The organism is Brevibacillus formosus (genome assembly GCF_003013405.1).
GTDB lineage: Bacteria > Bacillota > Bacilli > Brevibacillales > Brevibacillaceae > Brevibacillus > Brevibacillus formosus.
The window spans coordinates 116,355-141,400 of the sequence record NZ_PXZL01000018.1 but is presented as its reverse complement, the minus strand read 5'-3'; the positions used below and the strand labels follow the sequence as shown (position 1 = coordinate 141,400).

The following is a 25,046-nucleotide window of genomic DNA, read 5'->3' as shown; positions in this document are numbered from 1 at the left end:
AGTCCTACCGAGCGGAGAAGCGATTAGCGGGCAAAAGAAACGCAACGTGCCCGAGCTACGAAGCGGCTACCACTTTTGCGTTTCCCCGCTAATCGCTTCGGAGCGGGCAGTCCCAACTTCCCCGAGGGACGGAGCCTGGAGCCTAGACTGGAAATATTCTTCTCCCCACGACAGCCACTTTACGTAAAACACAATATCTACGAAAAAAACGGCACATCCTGATAAACAGGGTGTGCCGCCTTTATGGTGATGATTAATTGTCTCGTTTCAGTGGCTCGGAGAGATCTACGTGCCCCATCAGCGTTTCTACTTTCTTGCCATCCTCCAAGAAGACAATTTCCTTTACTTCCGGGAACTGAAAGAAGGTATTCTTCAACGCATCCAAAGCCATCGTCTCGCCACTTGAACCCATATTGAACTGATTTTTGCTATCCGTATCAATCATCAGGGTGCCTTTATCAATTGTAATGGAATGGTACTTAAAGTCTTTCCACAGTGGAAAGTGCACGTCTGGCTTTACAGGCGTCTCCAACAGGGCAAGTGTCTTTTTGTACTTCTCGATATCTTCTGCAAACGTGATCTCTTGCTCTTCTTTTTGCAGCTCCATCACATTATTATCCGAATAGTAAACGGTGACCATTTGCTTTTTCAGAGTCGGCTCTGTTGTCGATGGATCAGTGTTTGAACCAGATGGCTGTTCTACTGGTGTGGTTGGCTGTGGTGTTTCTGTCGCGTTTTGCCCACATCCGGCCAAAAGCAGCATCACTAACGCTGCCATCCAGATCACTCGACTTTTTTTCATCGTGAAAAGCCCCCTTACTGATAAGACTCGTAGTATTCGCGAATAGCCGCAACAATGGCTTTCGCGATTTTATCTTGGAATGCCGGATTCGTCAGCTGCGCATTCTCCTGAGGATTGGAGAGGAAGCCTGTTTCGGTCAACACAGCAGGCATTTTCGTGTTTTTGATCACATAAAAGCCGCTCTTTTTGAAGCCTCGATCCGGGAACTGCGTTGCCCCACGCAAATGTTTATGTACCACTTGGGCAAAGTCTTTACTGTTTTCATTATAATAGAAAGTTTCTGTTCCTGCAGCCGTCGGTTTCGGGAATGCATTGGCATGAATAGACAAGAACAAGTCAGCTTCTAACTCATTGGCAAAAGCAACACGCTCTGACAGTTCATAAAACACATCCGTTGTTCGTACGGGAACGACTTGAAACTCTGGATATTGCTTCAGCAAAGCCACAATTTTATTGGAGACAGCCAAGTTGTAATCTTTTTCATTGTTGCCAGCGGAGCCCTTCGTGCCTGGGTCTTTTCCTCCATGGCCGGCATCAACGACGATCAGGTAGCCTGTTTTCTTCGGCTTTGGCGTCAATTTTACTTCGATACCGTCTTTCGTGTAAGCCAGCTCATACGTGCTCTTTTGGTTCAGCTCAATAACGACGCGAACCGTGTCAGGAGATGCACTGTATTGGCTGTAACGCAGGTCAGCGATGAGAGGTTCTTCTTTCGCTTGTTCTGCCTGGTTCTGTTCGTCAGAATCGGAAGCTCTGTCTTGGTCTTCATCATCAGCGGAGGCCGTCTCCTCAGATTCGCCTACGTTATCGTTTTTCTCGTCTTGACGTTTTAGATCTTCGATTAAATCATCATCCAATGCGGTTTGTGGGAGATCCAAGACAATCCGGTGTGGACCTGTCATCACAAAGGACTGAGGAATCACAGGTATGGTCGTTTCAATACGAACACGGTCGCCGTCCTCAGATACATCTTTCAAAATATTGAGGCGATCGATCTCTACCTGATTATTTTTCTTGTCCCACGCATATGACCCTCCAAGCTCGTCCTCCAATTGACGTAATGGAAGGACCAACTGATCATCAATCGTCATCCCGCGCTCAGGTCTTTTCCACGCAAAGCCTTTTTGTCCCACTTGCTCAGCTACAGCCTGTGCGGACGCGTACATCGTGTCTTCCACTTGATACAGCTTGATCGGCTGGGTTGGCACCTTGCCGTTCAGCTTGACCTGTGGTGTTTCGTTCGCAATGACAGTACGTGTACTGTTGTCCCACCCGACTGTAACACCAAGTGACTCCCCGACAAAACGCAGTGGCAGCAGCATACGCTTTTGTGAAATAACAGGCGGCGTATCGAGCTTCACTTGTTTGCCGTTCAACATTGCTGTACGGGAGTCTAGTGTAAGGGAGAGCTGCTGTGTGCCCTTGGTAATGACAGCTGTTCGAGTAATGTCATTCCAATCCACATTTGCACCTAGCCCTTCGGCGATGACACGAACGGGTACCAACGTGCGCCCATTCTTGATGACTGGCGGCACTTCAGCATTCACTGCTTGTCCACCAATCATGAGATTGACAGTTTCCTCTGAGGCACTGCTTGCTGCAACCGCCCAACTGGGGATTAGCAGCAGGACCAGCAGTGCAAACAGCAGAGGGTAAAATCGTCTCTTCATCCTGACCTCCTCCGTGATGTCTGTATTCTTCGTTATGTGGCGTCAGCCAATGTGCAACGTTCACCATTCTATTAGACGCTAGATGATCTGTAAAGTTTATAGTCTTTTGGTACCAAAATGAAAAGACCGCCTCCGCAAGCCCCGCGAGACAGTCTTTGTAACTGAGCATTGGTTATCGAAAAAATCCCCTTCTCTCTTGCCTACTTACTTCCTGAACAGGTTTTTTTATCATGTTCAAGCCCCCGTTGGCAAGAAATTGCTGGATCAGGGAAATCACAGCTGGATTCGACAGCACCTTAATGGAGTCGGCTACCTTTGGGTTTTTCAATTGGGGAATAGCGTCGCCTAGATACGGTAAAAGCGGCAGTAAATCTTCGATAGAAATGGCAGGCTTTTGCGGTGGGGCTGCAACTTCCACTTGGGCGGTATTCCGGCGTCCTCCAAACAGCAGACCTCTTCGTTCTCCTGTACCTTTTGGAGGTGCCTGTTTGAGACGCCCCAGTGTATTCTTCATATCCTGTAGCTCCTGTCGCACCTGACTCATTTCTTTCATCATTTGGGCATTGTTTGTATGTTGCGCATCTACAAGTTTGTTGATCGATTCTAGCAAATGGTTCCTGGGGACAGCCTGCTTCTTTTTCGCTTTCATTTTCTCAACGATAATCCCACCTCCCTCCTCACTCTACCCCCTTATCTAAAACGTTTTTTTATATTTTCCAAATCCTTTGCAGTGACACCTTTTTTCGAAAGCTTATTCAACAAACTTCCGACATTTTCTGTTTTCTGCATCTGACGAAACTGCGCAGCATACCCGTTAACCTCTTGCTCGGTCAATTTTTTCCCTGACTTTCTGGCCATTTCACGAATAACTTCCTTAATTCCCGCATCTGTCTTCAGCTTTTCCTTAGGAATGGATTTAACAATGTTGAGCAAAGAACCAATATCCATCAATATCCCCCCTGGTTGCAGTTAGTTCCTTTTTACTCTATGTAGCCAAGGGCGTAATGGATTGGTCATTTGTCCATGAGACAGAAAAAAAGAAGAGGGACTCGAAAATAGCCCTCTTCACCTGCATTCTTATTTTTTGGTGAGATCCGCATATTTGAAATCGATAGCACCCAGACCATCGATTACGACATCTTTCAGATTCTCGTTCTGCACCCAAGATTGAGTGTAGAAGTAGATTGGCATGATTGGCATTTCATCCATCAGGATTTGCTCAGCCTGCATGAGAATTGCTTTGCGTTTCTCCGGGTCTTGCTCCAGAGCGGATTGGTTCAGAAGCTCCTTGTACTTTGAATTTCCCCAACGTGTATCGTTGTTTCCGCCATCTTGTTCTTGGAACATTTCCAAGAAGTTGATGGGATCATTGAAATCACCCAGCCAGCCTCCACGAGCGATTTGATAATTACCTTGGTGTACATCTTCTAAGTATACCTTCCACTCTTTATTTTCGAGCTTGATATCTACACCGAGGTTTTTCTTCCATTGATCCTGTATTTCTTTTGCGATCTTTTTATGACCTTCGGATGTGTTGTAGATGAGTGTAATTGGAGGGAGTTTGGAGATACCCTCTTCCTTCATACCTTCTACCAGTAATTTCTTTGCAACTTCCAGATCATTGTCTTTAAAGTAACCGTCTTTATTCAACGCCACGCTCGGTGGTACAAAGCCTGTTGCCGGTACTTGACCCGCTTGCAGGATATCGGCGGTGATGCTTTCACGATTAATGGCATACGCGAACGCCTTACGAATTTTTGCGTTGGTAAACGGTGCTTGCTCTGTATTGAAACGATAAAAATAGGTGCCGGCGATTGGCTGTGTCTTCAATATGCCAGCTTCCCTCAAAGCCGGAAGCGCGTCGATTGGCAGAGCGGACGTTGGAGCACCCGCCCAATCCAGCTCGTCGTTATCAAACATGGACAATTCCGTATTCTCATCCTCTATCATGGTGAATTCGATTTTGTCCAATTTTACATTGGCCTTATCCCAGTACTTCTCGTTCTTTACGACAGTCAGATTGCTCTTGTGTTCCCATGTTTCCATTTTGAATGGTCCGTTGCCGACAACCGTCTTTGCTTCATCAGCCCATTTTTTGTTGCCCTCAACTACCTTCTTGTTCACCGGAAAGTATGTTTTAAAAGCAACCAGCTCCGGGAAAAATGGTGTCGGGTTTGTCAGTTCCACTTTTAGCGTCTTATCGTCAATCGCCTTTACGCCAACGTCTCCCGCTTTGCCGATCCCTTTGTTGAAGTCTTCTGCACCTTTCACATAATACAACTGGTAGGCGTAGTTGGAAGCTGTCTTTGGATCGAGCGCGCGCTTCCACGCATATTCGAAGTCATTTGCCGTTACTGGGTCGCCGTTGCTCCATTTTGCTTCACGAATTTTAAATGTATAAGTCTTCCCATCCTTAGAAACGGTATAGCTCTCTGCCGCGGCTGGGTGCACCTTTCCGTCTTTTCCGAGACGTGTCAGACCTTCGAAAATTGCCGTGATGATCGTACCCGAGGTAGTATCCTCCGCAATTCCCGGGTCTGCTGTAGGCGGCTCCGAATGCAGATTCATTCTTAATACCTTAGGCTCAGCCGCTTGAACAGCGCCTTCGTACCCGGTCATCATTCCACCGAAAACGAGGACTGAACTCAAAGCTAGAAAAACACTCTTTTTCATCATATACACCCCTATCTTCCTAATGAGAATCTTCCAAAAATTATTATACAGTAAAAGTTAAAATTTGGAAGTTATATAGGTAAAAAAAGAAGAAAGGTGAGTATAACACCTCTCTTCTTTTACATGCCCAGCTATTATTTCTTTTCTACGAAATCTGCGTACTTGTAGTCTACAGCACCCAGACCATCGATGATAACATCTTGTACTCTGTCGTCCTTCACCCAAGATTGAGTGTAGTAGTAGATTGGCATAATTGGCATTTCATCCATCAGGATTTGCTCAGCCTGAGCCAGGATTGCTTTACGTTTTTCTGGGTCTAGCTCCAGAGCGGATTGGTTCAGGAGTTCTTTGTACTTCGGATTTTCCCAACGAGTATCGTTGTTTCCGCCGTCTTTTTCCTTGAACATTTCCAAGAAGTTGATTGGATCGTTGAAGTCACCCAACCAGCCTGCACGAGCCACTTGGTATTTACCTTGGTGTACATCATCCAAGTAAACCTTCCACTCTTTGTTCTCGAGCTTCACGTCTACGCCGAGGTTTTTCTTCCATTGGTCTTGGATTGCCTCAGCAATCTTTTTGTGACCTTCGGAAGTGTTGAAGGAAAGAGTAAGTGCCGGGAATTTGGTGAGACCCTCTTCTTTCAGTCCTTCTTCGAGCAATTTCTTCGCTGTTTCGATATCGTTATCCTTGTAGAAACCGTCTTTGTTCAGCGCCATGCTTGGTGGTACATAGCCTGTTGCAGGCAATTGACCAGCTTGCAGGATGTTGTCGATCAGGCTTTGACGATCGATCGCATAGGCAAACGCTTTACGGATTTTTACGTTGTTAAACGGTGGTTTTTCAGTGTTGAAACGGTAGAAGTAAGTACCCGCGATTGGCTGAGTTGTCATTTTGCCGGATTCTTTCAAAGCCGGGATCGCGTCTGTAGGCAACGCAGAGGTTGGAGCTCCTGCCCAGTGCAGTTCACCGTTTTCCCACATGGACAGCTCTGTATTCTCATCCTCTACCATGGAGAATTCGATTTTGTCCAATTTTACGTTGTCTTTATCCCAGTAGTTATCGTTTTTGGAAACAACGAGCTTGCTCTTGTGCTCCCAAGAATCCATTTTGAATGGACCGTTACCAATAACTGTTTTCGCATCGGTAGCCCATTTCTCGTTGCCTTCCACTACTTTTGGATTAACTGGGAAGTATGTTTTGAATGCAACCAGCTCCAGGAAGAATGGAGTTGGGTTTGCCAATTCTACTTCGAGTGTTTTATCGTCAAGTGCTTTTACGCCAACGTCTTCTACTTTACCTTTACCTTTGTTGTAGGCTTCTGCGCCCTTCACATAGTACAGTTGGTATGCATAGTTGGAAGCTGTTTTTGGATTAAGAGCGCGTTTCCAAGCATATTCGAAATCTTTTGCCGATACAGGATCGCCATTGCTCCATTTATTATCACGAATTTTGAATGTATATTTTTTACCGTCTTCAGAAACAGTGTAGCTCTCTGCTGCTGCTGGATTGTATTTACCGTCTTTACCAACGCGAGTCAGACCTTCGAAGGTAGCAGTGATGATAGTGCTGGAAGTTGTATCTTCCGCGATACCTGGGTCAGCTGTTGGTGGCTCGGAGTGCAGGTTCAGTTTCAGTACTTTAGAGCCAGATGTTGGTGCAGAATTTTCTGTCTTTGCTCCGGAAGCGTTGCTATCTGCCGGTGCCGCCTGGTTTCCGCCACCGCATCCTGCGAGTGCCGCGCCAAGAACGAGGATAGAACTCATTGCCACGAAAACATTCTTTTTCATACAAGTAATCCCCCTTTTCTAAATCTTTTTTCAATATACATGGTTTTATATATTTTTTAAATATGTTTTAGAATGATTTAATAAATTTTTATTTATTTATAAAGATGATTAATGAATTATAAATTACATTGATCGATAAATTTATTTTCCAAAACATTCCTCCCTCGATAACTTTAAGAAAAACCGTATAATATCAAGCTTTTTCAGCATTGAGCATTCAGACACTTATTTATAGATATACATTTCCATTCACCCAATTTTACCCAGATTCAATAAAATGTGAATAGTAATTTAATTTATAATTTTATAATTCCTCGTTTCGTTGTCATTCCTCTGCTCATTGTTTTCCTTTAGAAATGGTTTACAAAAAAAGAAGAGTGCCGTAGCACCCTTCTTTTTTTACAACGAGTTTTTTATTGAATGTCTGCCCATTTCCAGTCTGCGAAACCGAGACCGTCGAGTACTACACCTTTTACTTTGTCTTTTTTCACATAAGAATGCGTGTAGTAGTAGATTGGAACTGCTGGCATTTCGTCCATGAAAATAGCTTCTGCTTGTGCCAGGATTTGTTTGCGTTTTTCTGGGTCCTTTTCCAGAGCAGATTGGTTCAGCAGATCTTTGTACTTCGGATTTTCCCATTTCGTGTCGTTGTTTCCGCCATCTTTTTCCTTGAACAAGTCCAAGAACGTGTATGGATCGTTGTAATCACCAGTCCAGCTGGAACGTGCGATTTGGAATTTACCTTGGTTCACATCTTCCAAGAATACTTTCCATTCTTTGTTCTCCAGCTTAATGTCTACGCCGAGTGCTTTTTTCCATTGGTCTTGGATGGCTTCGGCAATTTTCTTGTGACCTTCAGACGTGTTGAAGGAAAGAGTGAGGGTCGGCATTTTGGTAATGCCTGCTTCCTTCATACCTTCTTCCAGCATTTTTTTCGCTGCTTCTACATCGCCGTCTTTGAAGTACGGGCTTGTTGCCACTGCCATTGTTGGCGGGATCAGACCCATAGCTGGTTCTTGGTTTGCTTGCGTGATGTTGTCGATGATAGATTTACGATCGATTGCATAAGCAAACGCCTTACGGATTTTCGCGTTGTTAAACGGTGGAACTTCCGTATTGAATTTATACAAGTACGTACCCGCGATTGGGCGCGTTTGCATTTGACCGGATTCTTTCAATGCAGGGATCGCATCGGTAGGAAGTGAGCTCAAAGGTGCTCCGGACCAATCCAGATCGTCATTGTCGAACATGGACAGCTCTGTATTTGCGTCTTCAACCATGGAGAAGTTGATCTTGTCGAGTTTTACAGCGTCTTTATCCCAGTAGGTATCGCTCTTCACGAGAACCAGTTTGCTCTTATGTTCCCATGTTTCCATTTTGAATGGACCGTTACCCACGTGAGTTTTTGCTTCGCCCGCCCATTTATCGTTGCCTTCCACTACTTTTTGGCTAACTGGGTAGTACGTATAGAATGCAGTCAGCTCCAAGAAGAATGGTGTTGGGTTTTTCAAAGTCACGACGAGTGTTTTATCGTCTTTCGCTTTTACGCCAACATCATCAGCTTTTGCTTTACCCTTGTTGTATTCTTCTGCATTTTTCAGGTAATACAATTGGTAGGAGTAGTTAGATGCTGTTTTCGGATTGAGCGCTCGCTTCCAAGCATATTCGAAATCCTTTGCAGTAACTGGCTCTCCATTGCTCCATTTGCTGTCACGCAGGGTGAATGTATAAGTAAGGCCATCTTCGGATACGTCAATTTTTTCTGCTACAGATGGATGTGGTTTGCCATCTTCGCCAATACGAGTGAGACCATCAAATGTTGCACGCAGAACCGCACTGGAAGTAGAATCCTCAGCCAATGCAGGGTCAGCAGTTGGTGGCTCGGACATCATGTTCATTCTCAATTCTTTAGGACCACTTGTTTGCTCCTTAGAAGCATTGCCTTGCTCGCCTGCTTTCTCACCACCGCCGCCACAGCCAGCCAGCGCCGCACTAAGAACCAGGATAGAACTCATTGCTGCAAAAACGCTTTTTTTCATGGTGTTGACCCCCTTTTTTTCTATCGGTAAAGATTCATTGAACGCTACTCCACAAATATACTGCATTTTTAGTAATATTGAAGACATTTTAAGTAAAATTAATTATGTTTTATTCAAACATCAAATTCTATTAAAGGAAATAAAATTGGTAGTTTCATCATGATGAAGTATGCCTCGAACATAAAAAATTATGCAGCAATAAAACGACCCCTCCAGCCAAAAGGCGAAGGGGTTCACTATGATTTAAATTTGGACTCGCCGATACTCGTTCGGCGCTACACCGACGATTGCTCGAAAATCTCGAATGAAGTGAGAGTGATCGTAGTAGCCTAGGGAGGTAGACAGGTCCAGCCAATCTTGGACCGTTCCTTGGTCAATCTGCTCCGCTGCTTCATGCAATCTGTATCGTTGGATGACTGACTTCGGGCTAACACCTACATAACGGTCAAACAAGCGCTGCATCGTCCGCATGTTCATACCGGTCAACTGAACCGCGTCCTCGACCCTGAGTACGGATCGATCTGCCTGAATCATCCTGACGATTTCACTGATGCGCGCTACATTCGGGTCAGGCTTCGGCAAATGTTCGAATAGAAAGGCTTCTACCCTTTTTATCATTTGCTCATCATCTGGCAGGCTTAGCACTTCTTTCTCAAGCTGCTCAGTGGCAACACCAAACACGGCTTCCAAACTCGTAGAAGTGCCACTCAGCTTTGATATCGGGGCATTCAGAAACGGATAAAAACCTCCGGGCCTGAATTTTACTCCGAACACCTGACCTTGTCCCTCTAAAAGATGTGAGGAAGTCGTGCGGGCTACACCAAAAATGCCAGTTGCTCCTTTTTCAAACACCAGATTCACATTGGGATGAGCCAGTACGGTTTGCAAGTAAGGAAGTTCCGTACGCAAATCCCACCGGACGACCCAGTAATGCTGCACGAAGTAGCTGATTTCAGCAGATGGCTCGTATCTGGCCAGCGAAAATTTTTTCTGTCCAATTATGGCATGCAGTACACCCTTTGGGAACTTGGCAGTCTGATTTTCCAAGGCGCTCCTCCTGTCGTGTTTTTACAATACACACTACCGAATTCTTCTTATAGTAAGAGTAGTAGTTGGGAGACTGGATTACAATTCCCAAATGAAAAAATCAGGGGGTAAAACGATGGATCTTCGCTTCGATTACTATATTGGTGCTACGCCAGAGCAGGTCTGGCATGTCCTTACTTCCGATGAAGGCGTAAAGAGTACTTTCTTTGGCTGTACGATTCGCTCGACTTTTCAAGCAGGGGATGAAATGGCCTACGTTGGTCCGGGAAAAGACGGTGACGATACAGTGCATGTATACGGGGAAATTTTACAGTTCGAACCTCATCACATTTTCAGTTTCACTGAACATCCTGGTCCTGCCTACTACGAGAATCATGCAGAATTGCAGTCTCGTGTCACCATTACCTTAGAACCGGTTGGCGGTTGCACCAAGCTGACGCTGATTCAGGATCAATGGACAGAAAACCATCCCTCCCACGCAAGTGCCAGCAGCAATTGGCCGATGATGCTCTCGTCGATCAAGACGTATGCGGAGACAGGCAAGACACTTGATTTTGGCTACTAATACAAAAGAATCCCGAGTCCAGCAATTTCGTTGGCCTCGGGATTTTTGTTCTATTCGTTACTCCGTCATTTCTGCCCACTTCAGGTCGATAAATCCGAGTCCATCTACTTGAACGCCTTTCACCTTTTCACTTTGCACCCACACATCCACATCCGTAAACAGCGGAATCAACGGCATGGCATCCATAAAGATTTGCTCAGCCTCCGCAAACAGCTGCTTGCGTTTCTCTGGATCAGTTTCTACCGATGACTGTTTCAGCAGCTCTTGGTAGCGCGGATCTTCCCAGCCCGTGTCGTTGTTGCCTGTTTTACCATCTCGGAACATTTCCAGGTAGTTCATCGGATCATTAAAGTCCGCATTCCAACCGATACGGCCCATCTCGTAATTGAGCTCATGCATATCCTGCAAATGAACGGCGGCCTCCTTTACCATGAGCTTAATATCAATGCCAAGCTTTTGTTTCCATTGGTCCTGAATCGCTTCGGCAATTTTCTTATGTCTGTCGCTTGGATTGTAAGACAAGGTGATCGGAGGCAGCTTTGTCAAGTTGAGCTCCTTCATGCCTTCTTCCAGCAGCTTTTTCGCTGTTTCTACATCATTATCCTTGAAGTATCCGTCTTTTTTGATAATCATGGATTGCGGCAACATCCCCATCGTAGGCACCTGTCCGACTTGTGTGATGTTATCTACGATGGTTTGACGATCTACCGAGTATGCTAATGCTTTACGAATTTTCACATTGCTGAGCGGCCCTTTTGTCGTATTCATCTTGTACCAATACATCGTTGCTTTTGGATGAACAACGAGTTTGCCCGACTCTTTTAGTGACGGAATCGCATCGGTGGGAAGTCCACCGAGTGGCTGGCCTGCCCAATCCAGCTCACCGTTCTCGAACATGGACAGGGCTGTATTATCGTCCTCGATCATCGCGAACTCAATGCGATCGAGCTTTACTACGTCTTTATCCCAGTAGTTCTCATTCTTTTCAAGCACGATCTTGCTCTTGTGCTCCCACGCTGTCATCTTAAATGGACCGTTGCTTACGTGCGTCGCTGCTTCGTTTGCCCATTTGGGATTGGCCTCCACAACTTTTTGGTTAACCGGGTAGTACGTATAGAAAGCCGTCAGCTCCAGGAAGTATGGGGTTGGATTCTCCAGCGTGACCTCCAGTGTTTTGTCATCAATTGCCTTCGCACCGAGTTCGTCAGGCTTCGCCTTGCCTTCGTGAATTAGCTTCGCATTTTTGATGTAGTACAGCTGATAGGCATACTCGGCACCAAAGGTCGTGCCGAGCGCACGCTTCCATGCATAAACGAAGTCATGGGCAGTGACTGGGTCTCCATTGCTCCACTTGGTGTCACGGAGCGTGAACGTATACACCAGTTTGTCATCTGAGAGCTTCACATCCGATGCTACTGAATTTACTGGCTTTGCGTTTGCATCGAAGCGAGTCAAGCCATCAAAAGTAGCACGAATGATCGCTCCCGAAGTGGCATCCTTTGCAAGACCGGGGTCTGCTGTCGAAGGCTCACTCACAATGTTCGCCCGAAATACCTGCGGCTTTGCATTTGCAGGCTTTTCAGCAGGTGCTGCTGTTCCCTCAGCCGGAGGGGTTGTCGTTGATGGCTGCGTACTCGTGGAACATCCAGCTAACACGCTTCCGGCGACCAGCATCGCGCCAAGAAACATCTTGAGATTTCTTTTCATCAGAAAATTCCCCCTTATCTATATTTTCCCACTTCAAACACAATATACTCGACGGGAAATAAGTTGAAAACGGGGACGAGATAGATTTAACTAAATTTTATAAAAATTCACTATATTATAAATAAAAGTGAAACCCAACCAGCTTTGGAGCCAGTTGGGTTTCTTTGATTGATCAATTATTTCTTCATTAGAACGCTGGGATAATCGCGCCTTTGTATTCATCTTCAATGAACTTTTTCACTTCAGGTGAGTTCAGTTCTTTTGCCAGCTTTTGAATAGCTTCGGAATCCTTGTTGTCAGGACGAGCTACCAAGAAGTTTGCGTATGGAGAATCTTTATCTTCAATAAACAGAGCGTCTTTGGTTGGAACAAGCTTTGCTTCCAGCGCGTAGTTCGTGTTGATCAGCGCCAGATCTACTTCTTCCAGTACACGTGGCAACATTGCTGCTTCTACTTCTTTGAATTTCAGGTTTTTCTTGTTCTCAACAACGTCTTTCACTGTACCGCTGATGCCAGCGCCTTCTTTCAGCTTGATTACGCCGTTTTTCTCCAAGAGTGCGAGTGCGCGACCGCTGTTTGTCGGATCGTTTGGCAGTGCGATTGTTGCGCCATCAACTAATTCATCTACAGATTTTATTTTTTTGCTGTACGCGCCGAATGGCTCGATGTGTACAGGCACTACTGGCACCAGGTTCATGTTTTGTCCTTTATTGAAGTCTTCCAGGTAAGGCTTGTGCTGGAAGAAGTTTGCGTCAAGTTGTTTCTCGTTCACTTGAACGTTAGGTTGTACGTAATCAGTGAACTCTTGGACTTCCAGGTTCACGCCTTGTTCTTTCAGTTTTGGTTGAATGAACTTCAAGATTGCTGCATGTGGAACGGGAGAAGCGCCTACCTTCAATGTTACTTCCTTTTGTCCGCCTTGTGCGCCGCCTTCAGCTGGAGCAGGTGCTGTTTCGGTTTTGCCTCCGCAAGCTGCCAAAGAAAATGCCAACACAGTAGAAAGTACAGATACGACTAGCTTTTTCATGAATGATTTCCCCCTTGCATGTATTTAGTCTTATTTTTTGAAAATCTATATGGAAAGATCCTATTTGCGGCTGAATTTCAGAACCAGACGGTCCCCCAGCGATTGTAGGATCTGCACCATCACCAGCAAAATAACAACAGTCACAATCATGACATCGGTTTGGAAACGCTGATAACCGTATCGGATCGCCAAATCACCCAAACCGCCACCGCCAATTACACCAGACATTGCAGTGTAGGAGACCAGCGTAACCGTCGTGATCGTAATACCTGCGATCAGACCTGATCTAGACTCTGGCAAAAGGACATTCCAGACGATCTGCCAATTGGAAGCACCCATAGATTGTGCGGCCTCAATCACGCCTTTATCAATCTCACGCAGAGAGGTTTCCACCAAACGCGCGAAAAATGGAGCAGCACCAAACACGAGCGGCGGAATGGCACCCAGTACGCCGAGTGAGGTTCCTACGATCATTTTCGTCACAGGAATCAGCAAGATCATCAGAATGATAAATGGCACCGACCGCAATACGTTGACAACGAATGATGCGATCATATAAAAAGTGCGGTTTTGCAAAAGCTGTCCGCGTGAAGTCAAAAACAGAATGATGCCCAACGGCAAACCAATCAGGACGGTAAACAGGGTGGAAAAGCCGAGCATCGTGAGCGTGTCCATCGTACCTTCGCCGATTTCAGCCCAATCCACATTCTCGAATGTCCAGTCCATTTATATCACCTCTACTTCCAAGCCACGTTGGCGCAGCGTTTCAATGGTCTTTTGATTTTGTGCAACATCGCCTTCTAGCTCGATCACCAGCTGACCATACGGCGTATCCTTCATGCGGGAGATCGTTCCCTGCAAAATACTGAATACCGTACCTGTCTCTTGCATCGTTTGGAACAGGATCGGCTGGTACGTTTTTTCTCCGAGGAAGGTGACACGAGCAATCGTGCGGTTCCCCGAAGCCTTTTCGTGCTCGACCGCTTCGCGCAGCTCTGTAGAATCTGCTACTTGCTCCACGAATTCTTGTGTCGTTGGATGCTTCGGACGAAGGAATACATCCAGTACGTTACCCGACTCGACGATCTTTCCTCCATCAATCACGCCGACACGATCACAAATGGAGCGAATGACGTGCATCTCGTGGGTAATTAACACAATGGTCAAGCCCAGCTTGCGGTTGATGTCCAAGAGCAGTGCCAGAATGGAGTTCGTCGTCTGCGGATCGAGAGCCGATGTAGCTTCGTCGCAGAGCAGCACTTTTGGATCATTCGCGAGCGCACGGGCGATCCCGACACGCTGCTTCTGTCCGCCAGACAGCTGGGACGGATATTTGTCCTTATGTGCCTCCAAGCCCACCAGCTTCAGCAGCTCGTTTACTTTCTTATCAATCTCTGCCTTCGGACGCTTTGCCAGCTTGAGCGGAAAAGCGACATTTTCGCCGACTGTCGAAGAAGACAGCAAGTTGAAGTGCTGAAAAATCATGCCGATTGCGCGGCGCTTTTCTTGCAGCTTCCCTTCATCCAGCTTTGTCAAATCGACACCGTCCACAATAACTTCCCCTGAAGTTGGGCGCTCCAGCAAATTGATGCACCGGATCAACGTACTCTTCCCTGCACCAGAGTGTCCGATAATCCCGTAAATCTCGCCTTGCTCTATGGAAAGGTCGATCCCCGTTAACGCTGGGATGGTTTTACCCTGTACTTGATAGCTTTTATGCAAATGACGCAGTTGGATCAACGCATCCACCTCCCGACCATAATCTTGATAAAATATGAAAACCCCTTTTTCATAAACGAAAAAGGGGCTGCAACGCAATGTATACGTTCGCATCCACCCTTCTCATCTACACAAGATCCAAACAATCCTGTAGGAATTGGCACCGCGACGTTCATTCGAAAATGAACCGGCTGCCGGGCTTCATAGGGCCTGTCCCTCCGCCTCTCTTGATAAGAAAGATATCTACGTATATTATGTTCGTTTTTTCTATTTCTTGATGATACAAAACGGATTATATCCTTTTTGAAAATATCACGTCAATAGTAATAGCAGGAAAAAGTTTTTTGACACACTTAGTCCATTACACCATTACGGGTAACTGTCGCCTTTACTTGAAATTCAAACCTTGCCTTTTTGTACTTCTCTCTCCATTCATCCATAGCCATTTTCTCTTTTCTCCTCACGTTTGCCTTATAGACAATGCCAAAGCCTGTCGGGTCGACCTCCAAATCTTGAAGCTTTTTCATGACTATCCTTGCTTGTCTTTCTAATTCCTTCTCCAGGGCCTCCTCCATCTTCCTCATCAACCTCGGATTATCCAGCTTAATCGGAACGGTCAGCTCTAAAATTCGGGCTTTTAGATGGATATTCACTTTGTATTTTGGTGGATCAACCTGTTCCAATTGGACTTTTGACTCGCTGTTGATCGTATCAAAGACTAATTGCACCTCTTCTTTTTCTCCCGCCGGGCTGTTGGGAGTCATATTGAAAGTTTTAGCAGGGACTGATATCTCATAGCTTCCCGTCTTGTACTTGCCCCGAATCAGCTTTAAGATAAATGCTTCATTGGGCGAAATCCAATCAATATATTTATCTCCTTTAAACAAAGCCACGCCTTTGATAACAATTTCGTCACCTTTGCGTGATACATAAGGCATTTGCGAATCGATTCCCTCGTCATAATAGGCTCGAATAAATTCATGAATCGTTGAGGATGGAATTTTCTCTCCTCTGATATTTTGATCGATCATCCGATACATGTATGTTCCGATATTGCCCTGCGATTTATAGGGATATGTCAGCAATTCATATGTCTCCCCCTCGTACACGCAAAGGAAGATTCTGCTTGAGAGCGATGGATCGCGGTACAGCGTATCGATTAGGCTTCCGATTCCTGCCTTGGCCATATCGTTTCCATAGAGCGCTACCCGCAACTGGCCTGCCAAGACACGTTTGTCCGACTGCAAGTTTGTCTTATCCCGTATGCCCTTGCTCGTCTCCCCAACATCAGACATTATCTGCATTTTTTCTTTTGCCTCAGGATTAATGGAGGGCATAACAATGGTCGCCCGAATTTGTCTATCTTTCGTCAAGTCGTATCCAACCAGGGTTACGAGGCCTGTTTCATCAAAAATTTGTCGATTAGCGCACCCCGTAACTGAAAAAATGAGCACAAGCAAAAGGGTAAACCCTCTCTTCCCGATCAACCATCCCTTATTTTGGCACCGATACATCAGCAGATTCCTCCTTGGCTCCACCTGTCCCCTGCCTCCAAGCTACCAACAGGTAAAGAACATAAGGATACGCATAAGCCAGATACATCCCAATCTGGCCGTAAATATCGTTCAGTGTGTTCATTTCCTCTCTAGTGACAAGGAACAGCGAAGAAATGAATATGATCGGCAATATACCATACAGGATATTTCTCATATTCCAGCCAAAAGTCCGTTTCAATCCTCGTACTCCAGACCAGATGTACATAATGACATTCGGAAGGATAATGATCATCCAGATGGAGATGGCAACCAGCTCAAACCGCTCCAGGATTGGGAAGTAGACCATTTTTTTCAAATTCAAAGTTGGCCATATGGTCCTCATTAACTGCCCCTGACTGAAAAACACCAAGGAAACAATCATCACAAACAAGTAGATCAAGTTGGTTGTCAGCACGCCAAACTGCGCCCCCCGATTTAAGCGCTCTTTATCCTGCACAAAGGGATAGACGGCATACAGTACTTCAAATCCAATCGTTGACAATGACATGCCTATCATCCCTTTTAGCAGTTGCCCTATATTCGCTTCCAATACCGGACGTAAGTAATCCCATTCGGCAAAGCGCAAGGGAAAGAACAAATCACCTATCAACCAGATCGCAACAGATACAGAGAAGAAAATATACCCGGCAATTACCCGAATTCCCCCAAGAATCGTGTACCAAGCAAGAAAGAGGATAATGGCGGTCAACACCCATGTAGCCAAGTTGGGAAAAACCCAGGTCTGCACAACCTCGACATAGCCGCGCAGAATAACCGTTGCCGACAAGAAAAAATACAAGGTATAAAACAGGCTCAAAAATGCCCCTAGGTGTTTCCCGTAAACCTCCTGATGAATTCCATAAAGGTCGGCGGACGGATATCTCTTCAAAGTCTTTAAGATGACCCAGACGGTTACATGCGTCACAATGCCTGCCATCAAGACGGATATCCACGCATCATGTCCAGCTTCTTTGGCTACAACTCGTTGGTATCCCAGGATCCCAACCCCGACTTGCGTGGATAGCACAATAAAACCCGTATGAAGAGACGAAATGGTATTACCAGCTTTGACCTCATCATTGACCTTCATAAACTCCCTCTCTCTCGTTAATCGATGTCCTCTTTTTGCCTCCCCCTTTCAGGGTCGAACCGCATCTTCTGTTTTGGAGTAAAAAACATTAGTCGTCTCGGTAGTAAGGACAAAGGTGCGCGTATCAAACTATTTTTCCAATCCGAAAAGCGCACGGGAAAAACCGGATACATATAAGGGCGGCCCAAACTCTTCTGGCGCAATAAATGACTTGCCAGAAAGCTGAAGCCTGCCACGATGCCAACTGCCCCCAAAAGGCCAGAGAGGAGTATCATCGGAAAACGAATGACCCTGATGGTGGAACTGATCATATAGCTGGGTGCAATAAAGGAAGAAAGGGCTCCTAACGCCACGATAATAATCAGAATATTGCTCGTAAACCCCGCCTGCACGGTTGCCTGTCCGATCACGATACCGCCAACGATACCGATCGTCTGCCCCACTTTCGTGGGCAATCTCGCTCCTGCTTCCCGCAACAGTTCAATGATGAGCTCCATGAAGATCGCTTCCCAGAGAGGGGGAAAAGGCACGCGCGATCTTGACTGAGCGAGCGAAAGCAGTAAATCAGCCGGAATCATTTCATAATGGAACGTAAGTGTGGCCACATAGATGGGCGTCAATAGAAGAGAGATAAACATGGCAATGATTCGCATCACACGATTAAAACTAGCCAGGTTCCATCTCAAATAGTAGTCATCAGGTGACTGGAAAAACCGCAAAAAGGTGGTTGGTCCCAAGATTACAAACGGGCTGCCCTGTGCAATCACCACAATCTGGCCATGACGCAATCCTTGCACTGCGCGGTCCGGCCGTTCCGTCAATTGAAGTGTTGGAAATATCGACATCTCGTTATCTGCCAGATATTGAGCCAATATGCCCGCATCCATATCGCTCTCCGCTCGGATATCCTGAAGACGCTGCCTTATTGTATTTACATTTTCCGGGTCTGCTATTCCGTCCAAATAAAGAATGGAAACCTCTGTCGGAATCAACTCACCAACTAAGAGGCGTTCATGGAACAGTAATGAGCTTGGCAAATACTTGCGAAGAATGCAGAGGTTGACCTGAATCTCTTCCACAAAGGCCAGCTGTGGCCCCAATACCACTGTTTCAATTTCAGCAGACTGCACACTCCTTCCAACCGTATCCTCGCTGGGGACTGTAACACCGTATTCAGCCCCTTCCACGTGGATGTAGATGTCCCCGCTCAATAATCTGGAGATCGCATCTGTTTCCCGAAAGATACGGTTCCCTCCAGCTGTTCCAAGCTGTTTCTCGACATGTTCAATTCCGGCCTCATCCAGGCATAGAAGACGGAGTTTGGGCATTAGTTCGTTGTAAACTATTTTGGAGTCAGCCATGCTGGATAAAAAATATATTTGTACGCGTCCATCTGGCCGATCAACATGCTCGATAACCAGATCTGCCGTATGAGTGAACCACTTACGATTATCCTCCCGATCCATCTACCATCACCCCATTTCTAGAAAACCATGGTTAGTCTTCCCTAATACATGTCAAAGCTTGCCTTTCTCCATGATTTTTGCCACAAAAAAACAGCACGCCTAATTTCGCGTGCTGTCTGTATTGCCCTCTATTGTCTGTTCTGCTTCCGATATAGCAGGTTTGGTTTTCTCCTGGATAAACAACTTAACTTGATCGACATCCGGAACCAGAACTGAACCTGCGCGGTGGGACTCACGGAACATCCCCATTGGCGGCAGCTGATAGTTACCTGGCTCTAACGTATTCAATTTTAATCCGAGTGCAGATAGCTTCAGCATGTCCGCCGAGCTAATATTGGTTTGAACATACGGTGTTACTTCCTTCAAAATGGTAGGAAGCTGGATCAGCGTTGTACCATTTTTCATCTGATCCACGACTGCCGTCATTAATTTCCGCTGACGCTCCGTCCGTGTATAATCGGAGGTCGCATCATGGCGGAAACGAACATATTGCAAGGCTTTGTCTCCATCCAGCTTTTGCAGACCCTTTTTCAGATTGATATCGTAGGCACCTTTGTCTGTCGGGTCATGATAATACATGTTTTTTTCTACATCGATCTCGACTCCGCCCACTGCATCAATCAGAGCCTTGAAGCCTTCAAAGTCAGTAATCACATAACGATCCACCGGAAGTCCAGTGAACTGACTAACGGTTTCCATTGCCAGCTCAGGTCCACCTTCTACAATCGCAGAGTTGATCCGCGAGCTACCTTTACCCGGAATATCTACATACGTATCACGCAGGATTGAAAACATATCATAACGTTTCCCCGTAGGATCGATGCTGACCAGCATCATGGAATCAGAACGAGGAAGCCCGTTATTTTTCATTCCTCTGCGGTCTACTCCCATCAGCAGGATATTGACCCGTTCCTTGCCATCCCACTCCGGTATTTCTGCTGCTTTGGTGGAATTCCCACCACTAGGCGGTGCTATGTTGGGTTCTTGAATGTTTTGAGCAAATTGATAAAAAGAGTATCCGTAATATCCAGCTGTCGCAGCCATCACGACAAGCAGAAGAAGCAACACTCGTTTCCATATTTTCATAAAGTCCACCTTTATTCTCTCTATCCTCAGTTGATGTCATCTCTCCACTTTGTTTAGTATACTCGAATTTGCGGAAAGTGGAGCAGCCTTTATTTGGGTACCTGTGACATTATATACATTTCATTTTACAAAGTTTAGAATATTCACTATACTATTCTTATCCAGAAAGGTAAGGGGTGCATTCGCGTGATATCACCGTCAGCTTTCCTCAACCGCTATCCACGTGAGGCCATTTTCTTCCTCATCGCCAGCTTTATTAACTCCTCCGGGAGCGCTTTTATGTGGCCGCTTACTACCTTATACGTACATACCATTTTGCAACGCTCGATGACAGAAGCTGGATTCGTCCTGATGATCCAATCACTGGCTGGGATCTTCGGCCAATTCATCGGCGGTTCGTTGTTTCATCGACTAGGTGCCAAGCGTCTCATTGTCGGCGCATTAATTATTCAAGGTCTTATTCAATTTTCCATTCCTTTCGTTCAGAGCTGGCCTGCCTACCTGCTTCTTATGTTGGGGCTTGGCTTTACGTTCAACCTGTCATTCCCAGCCATTCAAGCATTTATCGGTTTTCGCTGGAAAGAACAGCGCCGAGAATTGTTTAACATCGTCTACGTCGGCAATAATTTGGGGATGGCAATCGGTACCGCGTTGGCCGGCGTCATTGCTACCTTATCCTTTCAGCTTACTTTTTGGTTCAACAGCACGAGCACCTTATTATTTGCCTTGTTCTTCTTCCTTTTTATGAAAAACATATCTCATCAGGAGCTGGTCGGAGAAAACCTGGAAGAACAACAAAAGCATCGCGTGAAAAACAACTTTACCCTGCTATTCCGCTACCAATTGTACTTGTTTATGGCCTTGGGCGCAGCGTTGATTTTCTTTTCCAATACGGTATGGAACACAGGTGTAGCTCCTTACATTACAGAGCAGGGTATGCCGCTGTCATCGTATAGCTGGCTGTGGACGATTAATGGCATTATCATTTTTGCCGGGCAGCCCATCACGTCTTGGATTAAGCGGCTATTGAATCAGAGCTTGTCCGCACAGCTCGTCGTCAGTTCCATCGCGTATGCTGTCGGTTTTGGGTGTATGCTTGTCTACCACGGTAGTTATTACGCATTTGTTGTCGGAATGGTTATCACTACATTTGGAGAAATGCTCATCTCGCCCACTATCCCTACTTTTATATCGGAAAAAACCGGAGAGAATGCACCATTTTATTTGGGAATCGTAGGAGCGATTACCACCGGTGGAAGGCTTTTGGGGCCGCTGGCTATGGGGTTCATGTATGACCATGGTGGAATTAATCCGACTCTGTTCTTGGCAACGCTTGTCTCTGCGGGTTCGGTCCTGCTCTGTTTGTTGCATGCTTATTTTCATCGGGAAAAACGAACTGAGGTTGCCAAATACTGATTTCAATTGCAAAGAAGCCGCCCGATCCCTATTACAGGAACGAGCGGCTTGGTTTTCACACTACTTCTTTTCTTCCTTGATTTGCACTTCCCAATCGACTTTGTTCTCTTTTATTACATGATCGAGGAAGACTGATATTTCCTTCACATCTTTTTTCTGAAAGAGCACTTCTAGCTTCCCTTCGAGTTTTATCGTACCATTTTGGTTTTCTTTTTTGTTGACCATTAACCTTACTACTCTGGCCTCATTCCCGTTTTCGTCCTTTACCGTCAATAGCTTTGGAAGTCCCACAATATCTTTGGCAAGAATGGCTTCCACTGGAATATCGATTAAGGTATCCCCCTCATTAACTTCCATTTCGATCGATTGAAATGTGATTTGGTTCCCAGCTACATCCACTTTTTTCGGATTTTTCTCCAGTTCAGCAAGAGATAGCTTGGTTTGAGAAGAGACTTTCTCTCCTGTATAGACAGCATCGAGCTTCATTGTCAAGTTTTTTGCTGGGTCCAGCGGCATGTACGTATGGACAAAACTCCTACTTGGCTGCAACTTCGTTGTGAAGTCAACCGACGAGCCATAGCTCATGCCTATGATATTGAGATTGTGATCCCTTTCATCGGATTTAATCATATCATCCCATTTGCCCACTACAGTCCCCTTTTCATCGACAAGCTCGTAACGAAAACCCGCCACTACTTTCTCATTCGGATTGCTGTTTGAGAACTCTAGCTGCGTAGCAGTGGGAACAAAGCGCGCTTCTTTTAGCTCTACTGTTGCCCCTGTTGGAGTTTTTAATTCCTTGTTTAACGCTACTGTTTTCATGGCTGCTTTTGCTGGTCGCATATCAATCGGTATATCGAAATTCCACGTGCCTTTCGTATCTGTCAGGCGCTTCACGCGCATTTCCAAAATCAATTCGTCCGGCATCGGATTCGCTTCATTAAAGTATACACCCAGTTGTCCTCCGTAGGCGAAGTTTTCACCGTTCGGCAGCGGCAGCCATCTCAGCAATTCCGATTTATCATCTAAATACGTGATTACTTTGCCATTTTTATCTTTCAGTCGAACTTCCCTGAATTCATGAACAGTGTCACCTGAAATAATTGAGAACTGATCCTTCCAGAACGAAGGAATTTTTTTGCCTGACGAGTCCTTCACCGAGCCCAGAACCATGATACGCAAGGGATCGGCTACAACTGCACTAATTTCCATGGTCAGACCTTGGTCTGTCACCTTCATGTCAAGCGGCTGTACAAAGCCGTTTTCTGCCGCTTTCTTCACGCCAATGTCCGTCTGCTTTTTATCAAACAGGTCAACTACTTGTTTCGCATTGTAAGGTCCTTTTGTTACCGTGATCTCACTTGGATTGATCGATGCATAGATTCCATTCATATAGTTCGCAAACGTAGGAGAAACTGCTGTTCCGAATGTAACCACCATAGCCAACCCTGCAACTGCAATCGTCGTTTTCTTCACAATATCCACACTCCGCTTTTTCCAATTTATTTGAACTGGTTGTTTTTGAATTGGTTTGAGTACGTTCATCGGGTAAGCGGGGAGCTTTTCCATGACATTTTGGATCGTTGCCTCCGTCTGCCAAACATCTTCGGCTTCATCATCGGAGTTATCCAGCCCATCCAAATATTGCTCAAACTTGATCTGGCACCCGCTGCATGTATTCAGATGCCGTTGTACGTCTTGTTTCATTCGCAAAGGAAGCTTGTCTTCCAAATACGCATTCATCATGAATGTATCCAAGCATGTCATAGGTGGAGGTCCCCTCCTTTACCCGAATTCGCAATGGCATGTCTGAGCTTGGCCTTGCCTCTGGAGAGACGTGTTCGCACCGTACTGATGGGCACATCCAACTCCTTGCTAATTTCCTCGTAGCTCAAAAATTGGAGGTAACGCAGTTCCAGGACGACGCGGTATTTGGACTCCAGGGTCATCATTCGATTTTGCAAAAAGACTTTCTGCTCTTTCGCAAGGTATTCGAGCTCAGGTGTATGACTGGTAGCCAACTCAATCTCTGCTTCTGCAACGGGAATCGATCGTTTCCGGTTTCGCAGTTCATCAAAGCAATAATTGGTGGCAATCCTGTAGAGCCAGGCACCAAATTCGGAGCTTTTGCTGTAGTCACCCAAATGGTAATACACCTTGATAAAGATCTCCTGAGCCATATCCTGCTCAAGATGCGGCTGTCCGATCATCTTGCGAATGAGCAATCTGACCCTTTTGTTATATTTTTGTATGATCTGAGAATACGCCTCTTTGTTCCCTTGGAGGACCTCCTCAATGATCAGCCTGTCGTCCTGCATCTGTCTTCCTCCCCATATCAAAACCTGTATCGAGGGCTACAGGTTCAAAAAGGTACGCTGCGCAGCTATCACCTTTTTGCTTATACACCTTAATACGACAGAAAATGGTGGAAAAAGATCGCAACTTTTTTTGAAAAATATTCATGGAAGTGAAATAGTCGATAAATAAAGTCTCCCATCGACGGGGGATTTTTCCATGCAAAAAAAGCTGCCGAGGGTATCTCGACAGCTGATGAAAAAATAGCAACCGATATTCAGTTGTTTCTCACTGGAGGGCAAGTAAGCGACTTTCCGTTGTCTTGCGGCCCAAGTCCGATGATGTACGGTACCGCCACACGGCTCCATTCTACCGGATTTGGTGCAGTGTCCACATCTTCTGGCGAGCATGAACGGAGCATGGCAGTATCGATACTGCCTCCTGGATCAAGCGTCACGGCCGCCATTCCCTCAGGTAATTCGGCTGCCAATGATTGCGTCAATCCTTCGATGGCGAACTTCGAAGCGCAGTACGGCGATAAAAACGCTTCCCCGTGTCTTCCCCAGTACGAGCTAATATTGACGACGACTCCGCCTTTTGCGCGCTGAACCATAAACGGTAAAAAGGCGCGAATCACATAGAAAACACCATTCACATTGATGTCCATCACTCTTGAAAACTCATTTGCTGCTAGACTAATGACTGGACTGTTCCGGTTTATAATAGAGGCATTGTTAATCAACAGATCGGGAACGCCCACCTCGGCTCTAACTTCCTCTGCCCACTTTTCCACCTGCTCCATGATTGAAACGTCGACAATAGAAAAATGATGCTGATCTCCGAATTGCTTACGCAATCCTTGCACCTCTTTTTCCGAACGACCGCAGCCTGCGACCGTCCAGCCTGCTTCGTGAAAACGCTCGACCATTTCCCTGCCTAAACCACGTGTCACGCCTGTAATCACTACCAGCTTGCTCATTCTCTCTCCCCTTCCATTAATATACTTATTAAACATTTTAGTATAGTAACAAAAGGAAATCAATCCCAATAAATTTGAGTGAGGGCTGTAATGCTGGGAAGGAAACAGGAGAAAACGCTCAGCTTCTAGGGCCACCCCCTAGA

General features: G+C 45.9%; 22 protein-coding genes and 1 riboswitch. Of the genes, 3 read left to right on the top strand and 19 right to left on the bottom strand.

Going from position 1 to position 25,046, the window contains the following annotated elements:
• A partial coding sequence (locus C7R91_RS29580) for a hypothetical protein (RefSeq protein ID WP_219907878.1) occupies window positions 1-187 on the top strand: 187 nt, incomplete at its 5' end.
• A 66-nt stretch (window positions 188-253) separates the two neighbouring features.
• Here the strand turns inward: C7R91_RS29580 and C7R91_RS17640 are convergent.
• From C7R91_RS17640 to C7R91_RS17605, 8 genes are all read right to left on the bottom strand, one after another.
• On the bottom strand, window positions 254-802 hold the full coding sequence (locus C7R91_RS17640; RefSeq protein WP_047073977.1) for a GerMN domain-containing protein: 549 nt from the start codon (window positions 800-802) through the stop codon (window positions 254-256).
• Between the two features lie 14 nt (window positions 803-816).
• Complete coding sequence (locus C7R91_RS17635; RefSeq protein WP_047073976.1) at window positions 817-2,472, bottom strand: N-acetylmuramoyl-L-alanine amidase family protein; 1,656 nt, start codon at window positions 2,470-2,472, stop codon at window positions 817-819.
• A 172-nt stretch (window positions 2,473-2,644) separates the two neighbouring features.
• Entirely contained in the window at window positions 2,645-3,121 is a 477-nt protein-coding gene (locus tag C7R91_RS17630) for a hypothetical protein (protein WP_047073974.1), read from the bottom strand.
• A 41-nt stretch (window positions 3,122-3,162) separates the two neighbouring features.
• On the bottom strand, window positions 3,163-3,420 hold the full coding sequence (locus C7R91_RS17625; RefSeq protein WP_047073972.1) for a hypothetical protein: 258 nt from the start codon (window positions 3,418-3,420) through the stop codon (window positions 3,163-3,165).
• A 129-nt stretch (window positions 3,421-3,549) separates the two neighbouring features.
• Window positions 3,550-5,145, bottom strand: a complete 1,596-nt coding sequence (locus tag C7R91_RS17620; RefSeq protein ID WP_047073969.1) for a peptide ABC transporter substrate-binding protein — start codon at window positions 5,143-5,145, stop codon at window positions 3,550-3,552.
• A gap of 134 nt (window positions 5,146-5,279) precedes the next feature.
• A complete protein-coding gene (locus tag C7R91_RS17615; protein ID WP_047073967.1) occupies window positions 5,280-6,932 on the bottom strand; it encodes a peptide ABC transporter substrate-binding protein in 1,653 nt (550 codons plus the stop codon).
• A 413-nt stretch (window positions 6,933-7,345) separates the two neighbouring features.
• Entirely contained in the window at window positions 7,346-8,971 is a 1,626-nt protein-coding gene (locus C7R91_RS17610; protein ID WP_047073965.1) for a peptide ABC transporter substrate-binding protein, read from the bottom strand.
• Between the two features lie 243 nt (window positions 8,972-9,214).
• Window positions 9,215-10,018: a helix-turn-helix domain-containing protein gene (locus C7R91_RS17605; RefSeq protein ID WP_047073964.1), complete on the bottom strand. Its 804-nt coding sequence runs from the start codon at window positions 10,016-10,018 to the stop codon at window positions 9,215-9,217.
• A 115-nt stretch (window positions 10,019-10,133) separates the two neighbouring features.
• Between C7R91_RS17605 and C7R91_RS17600 the strand changes: the two genes are divergently transcribed.
• On the top strand, window positions 10,134-10,583 hold the full coding sequence (locus tag C7R91_RS17600) for an SRPBCC family protein (RefSeq protein WP_047073962.1): 450 nt from the start codon (window positions 10,134-10,136) through the stop codon (window positions 10,581-10,583).
• Between the two features lie 57 nt (window positions 10,584-10,640).
• On the opposite strand, the gene C7R91_RS17595 is transcribed toward C7R91_RS17600, so the two are convergent.
• From C7R91_RS17595 to C7R91_RS17560, 8 genes are all read right to left on the bottom strand, one after another.
• Window positions 10,641-12,290, bottom strand: a complete 1,650-nt coding sequence (locus tag C7R91_RS17595; protein WP_047073960.1) for a peptide ABC transporter substrate-binding protein — start codon at window positions 12,288-12,290, stop codon at window positions 10,641-10,643.
• A gap of 187 nt (window positions 12,291-12,477) precedes the next feature.
• The gene (locus tag C7R91_RS17590) at window positions 12,478-13,317 is read right to left on the bottom strand and encodes a MetQ/NlpA family ABC transporter substrate-binding protein (RefSeq protein ID WP_047073958.1); all 840 of its coding nucleotides are present in this window, start codon (window positions 13,315-13,317) and stop codon (window positions 12,478-12,480) included.
• Between the two features lie 60 nt (window positions 13,318-13,377).
• Window positions 13,378-14,043 carry a methionine ABC transporter permease gene (locus tag C7R91_RS17585; protein ID WP_047073957.1) on the bottom strand — a complete coding sequence of 222 codons (666 nt, stop codon included), beginning with the start codon at window positions 14,041-14,043 and terminating at the stop codon, window positions 13,378-13,380.
• Entirely contained in the window at window positions 14,044-15,057 is a 1,014-nt protein-coding gene (locus C7R91_RS17580) for a methionine ABC transporter ATP-binding protein (RefSeq protein ID WP_047074071.1), read from the bottom strand.
• 99 nt (window positions 15,058-15,156) lie between these two features.
• A riboswitch (SAM riboswitch) is annotated at window positions 15,157-15,273 on the bottom strand.
• Between the two features lie 116 nt (window positions 15,274-15,389).
• Complete coding sequence (locus C7R91_RS17575) at window positions 15,390-16,550, bottom strand: Ger(x)C family spore germination protein (protein ID WP_052773445.1); 1,161 nt, start codon at window positions 16,548-16,550, stop codon at window positions 15,390-15,392.
• A complete protein-coding gene (locus tag C7R91_RS17570) occupies window positions 16,531-17,661 on the bottom strand; it encodes a GerAB/ArcD/ProY family transporter (RefSeq protein WP_047073955.1) in 1,131 nt (376 codons plus the stop codon). The genes C7R91_RS17575 and C7R91_RS17570 overlap by 20 nt, the downstream gene beginning before the upstream one ends.
• Window positions 17,662-17,678: 17 nt before the next feature.
• On the bottom strand, window positions 17,679-19,127 hold the full coding sequence (locus C7R91_RS17565) for a spore germination protein (RefSeq protein WP_047073953.1): 1,449 nt from the start codon (window positions 19,125-19,127) through the stop codon (window positions 17,679-17,681).
• Window positions 19,128-19,226: 99 nt separating this feature from the next.
• A complete protein-coding gene (locus tag C7R91_RS17560; protein WP_047073951.1) occupies window positions 19,227-20,213 on the bottom strand; it encodes an LCP family protein in 987 nt (328 codons plus the stop codon).
• Window positions 20,214-20,399: 186 nt separating this feature from the next.
• Between C7R91_RS17560 and C7R91_RS17555 the strand changes: the two genes are divergently transcribed.
• Complete coding sequence (locus C7R91_RS17555) at window positions 20,400-21,629, top strand: MFS transporter (RefSeq protein ID WP_047073949.1); 1,230 nt, start codon at window positions 20,400-20,402, stop codon at window positions 21,627-21,629.
• Between the two features lie 60 nt (window positions 21,630-21,689).
• On the opposite strand, the gene C7R91_RS17550 is transcribed toward C7R91_RS17555, so the two are convergent.
• The 3 genes from C7R91_RS17550 to C7R91_RS17540 all read right to left on the bottom strand — a co-directional run bounded on the left by C7R91_RS17550 (window position 21,690) and on the right by C7R91_RS17540 (window position 24,903).
• Entirely contained in the window at window positions 21,690-23,396 is a 1,707-nt protein-coding gene (locus C7R91_RS17550) for a DUF4179 domain-containing protein (protein WP_047073948.1), read from the bottom strand.
• The gene (locus tag C7R91_RS17545) at window positions 23,393-23,947 is read right to left on the bottom strand and encodes an RNA polymerase sigma factor (RefSeq protein WP_047073946.1); all 555 of its coding nucleotides are present in this window, start codon (window positions 23,945-23,947) and stop codon (window positions 23,393-23,395) included. The genes C7R91_RS17550 and C7R91_RS17545 overlap by 4 nt, the downstream gene beginning before the upstream one ends.
• A 254-nt stretch (window positions 23,948-24,201) precedes the next feature.
• Window positions 24,202-24,903 (bottom strand): SDR family oxidoreductase, encoded by a 702-nt coding sequence (locus C7R91_RS17540; RefSeq protein ID WP_047073945.1) that lies wholly within the window; start codon window positions 24,901-24,903, stop codon window positions 24,202-24,204.
• Window positions 24,904-25,046 lie beyond the last annotated feature (143 nt).

Bases quoted from the DNA above. Each gene is read 5' to 3' on its own strand.
- C7R91_RS17640 (WP_047073977.1), bottom strand. From the start codon at position 802: ATGAAAAAAAGTCGAGTGATCTGGATGGCAGCGTTAGTGATGCTGCTT.
- C7R91_RS17635 (WP_047073976.1), bottom strand. From the start codon at position 2,472: ATGAAGAGACGATTTTACCCTCTGCTGTTTGCACTGCTGGTCCTGCTG.
- C7R91_RS17630 (WP_047073974.1), bottom strand. From the start codon at position 3,121: ATGAAAGCGAAAAAGAAGCAGGCTGTCCCCAGGAACCATTTGCTAGAA.
- C7R91_RS17625 (WP_047073972.1), bottom strand. From the start codon at position 3,420: ATGGATATTGGTTCTTTGCTCAACATTGTTAAATCCATTCCTAAGGAA.
- C7R91_RS17620 (WP_047073969.1), bottom strand. From the start codon at position 5,145: ATGAAAAAGAGTGTTTTTCTAGCTTTGAGTTCAGTCCTCGTTTTCGGT.
- C7R91_RS17615 (WP_047073967.1), bottom strand. From the start codon at position 6,932: ATGAAAAAGAATGTTTTCGTGGCAATGAGTTCTATCCTCGTTCTTGGC.
- C7R91_RS17610 (WP_047073965.1), bottom strand. From the start codon at position 8,971: ATGAAAAAAAGCGTTTTTGCAGCAATGAGTTCTATCCTGGTTCTTAGT.
- C7R91_RS17600 (WP_047073962.1), top strand. From the start codon at position 10,134: ATGGATCTTCGCTTCGATTACTATATTGGTGCTACGCCAGAGCAGGTC.
- C7R91_RS17595 (WP_047073960.1), bottom strand. From the start codon at position 12,290: ATGAAAAGAAATCTCAAGATGTTTCTTGGCGCGATGCTGGTCGCCGGA.
- C7R91_RS17590 (WP_047073958.1), bottom strand. From the start codon at position 13,317: ATGAAAAAGCTAGTCGTATCTGTACTTTCTACTGTGTTGGCATTTTCT.
- C7R91_RS17585 (WP_047073957.1), bottom strand. From the start codon at position 14,043: ATGGACTGGACATTCGAGAATGTGGATTGGGCTGAAATCGGCGAAGGT.
- C7R91_RS17575 (WP_052773445.1), bottom strand. From the start codon at position 16,550: ATGTATCGGTGCCAAAATAAGGGATGGTTGATCGGGAAGAGAGGGTTT.
- C7R91_RS17570 (WP_047073955.1), bottom strand. From the start codon at position 17,661: ATGAAGGTCAATGATGAGGTCAAAGCTGGTAATACCATTTCGTCTCTT.
- C7R91_RS17565 (WP_047073953.1), bottom strand. From the start codon at position 19,127: ATGGATCGGGAGGATAATCGTAAGTGGTTCACTCATACGGCAGATCTG.
- C7R91_RS17560 (WP_047073951.1), bottom strand. From the start codon at position 20,213: ATGAAAATATGGAAACGAGTGTTGCTTCTTCTGCTTGTCGTGATGGCT.
- C7R91_RS17550 (WP_047073948.1), bottom strand. From the start codon at position 23,396: ATGACATGCTTGGATACATTCATGATGAATGCGTATTTGGAAGACAAG.
- C7R91_RS17545 (WP_047073946.1), bottom strand. From the start codon at position 23,947: ATGCAGGACGACAGGCTGATCATTGAGGAGGTCCTCCAAGGGAACAAA.
- C7R91_RS17540 (WP_047073945.1), bottom strand. From the start codon at position 24,903: ATGAGCAAGCTGGTAGTGATTACAGGCGTGACACGTGGTTTAGGCAGG.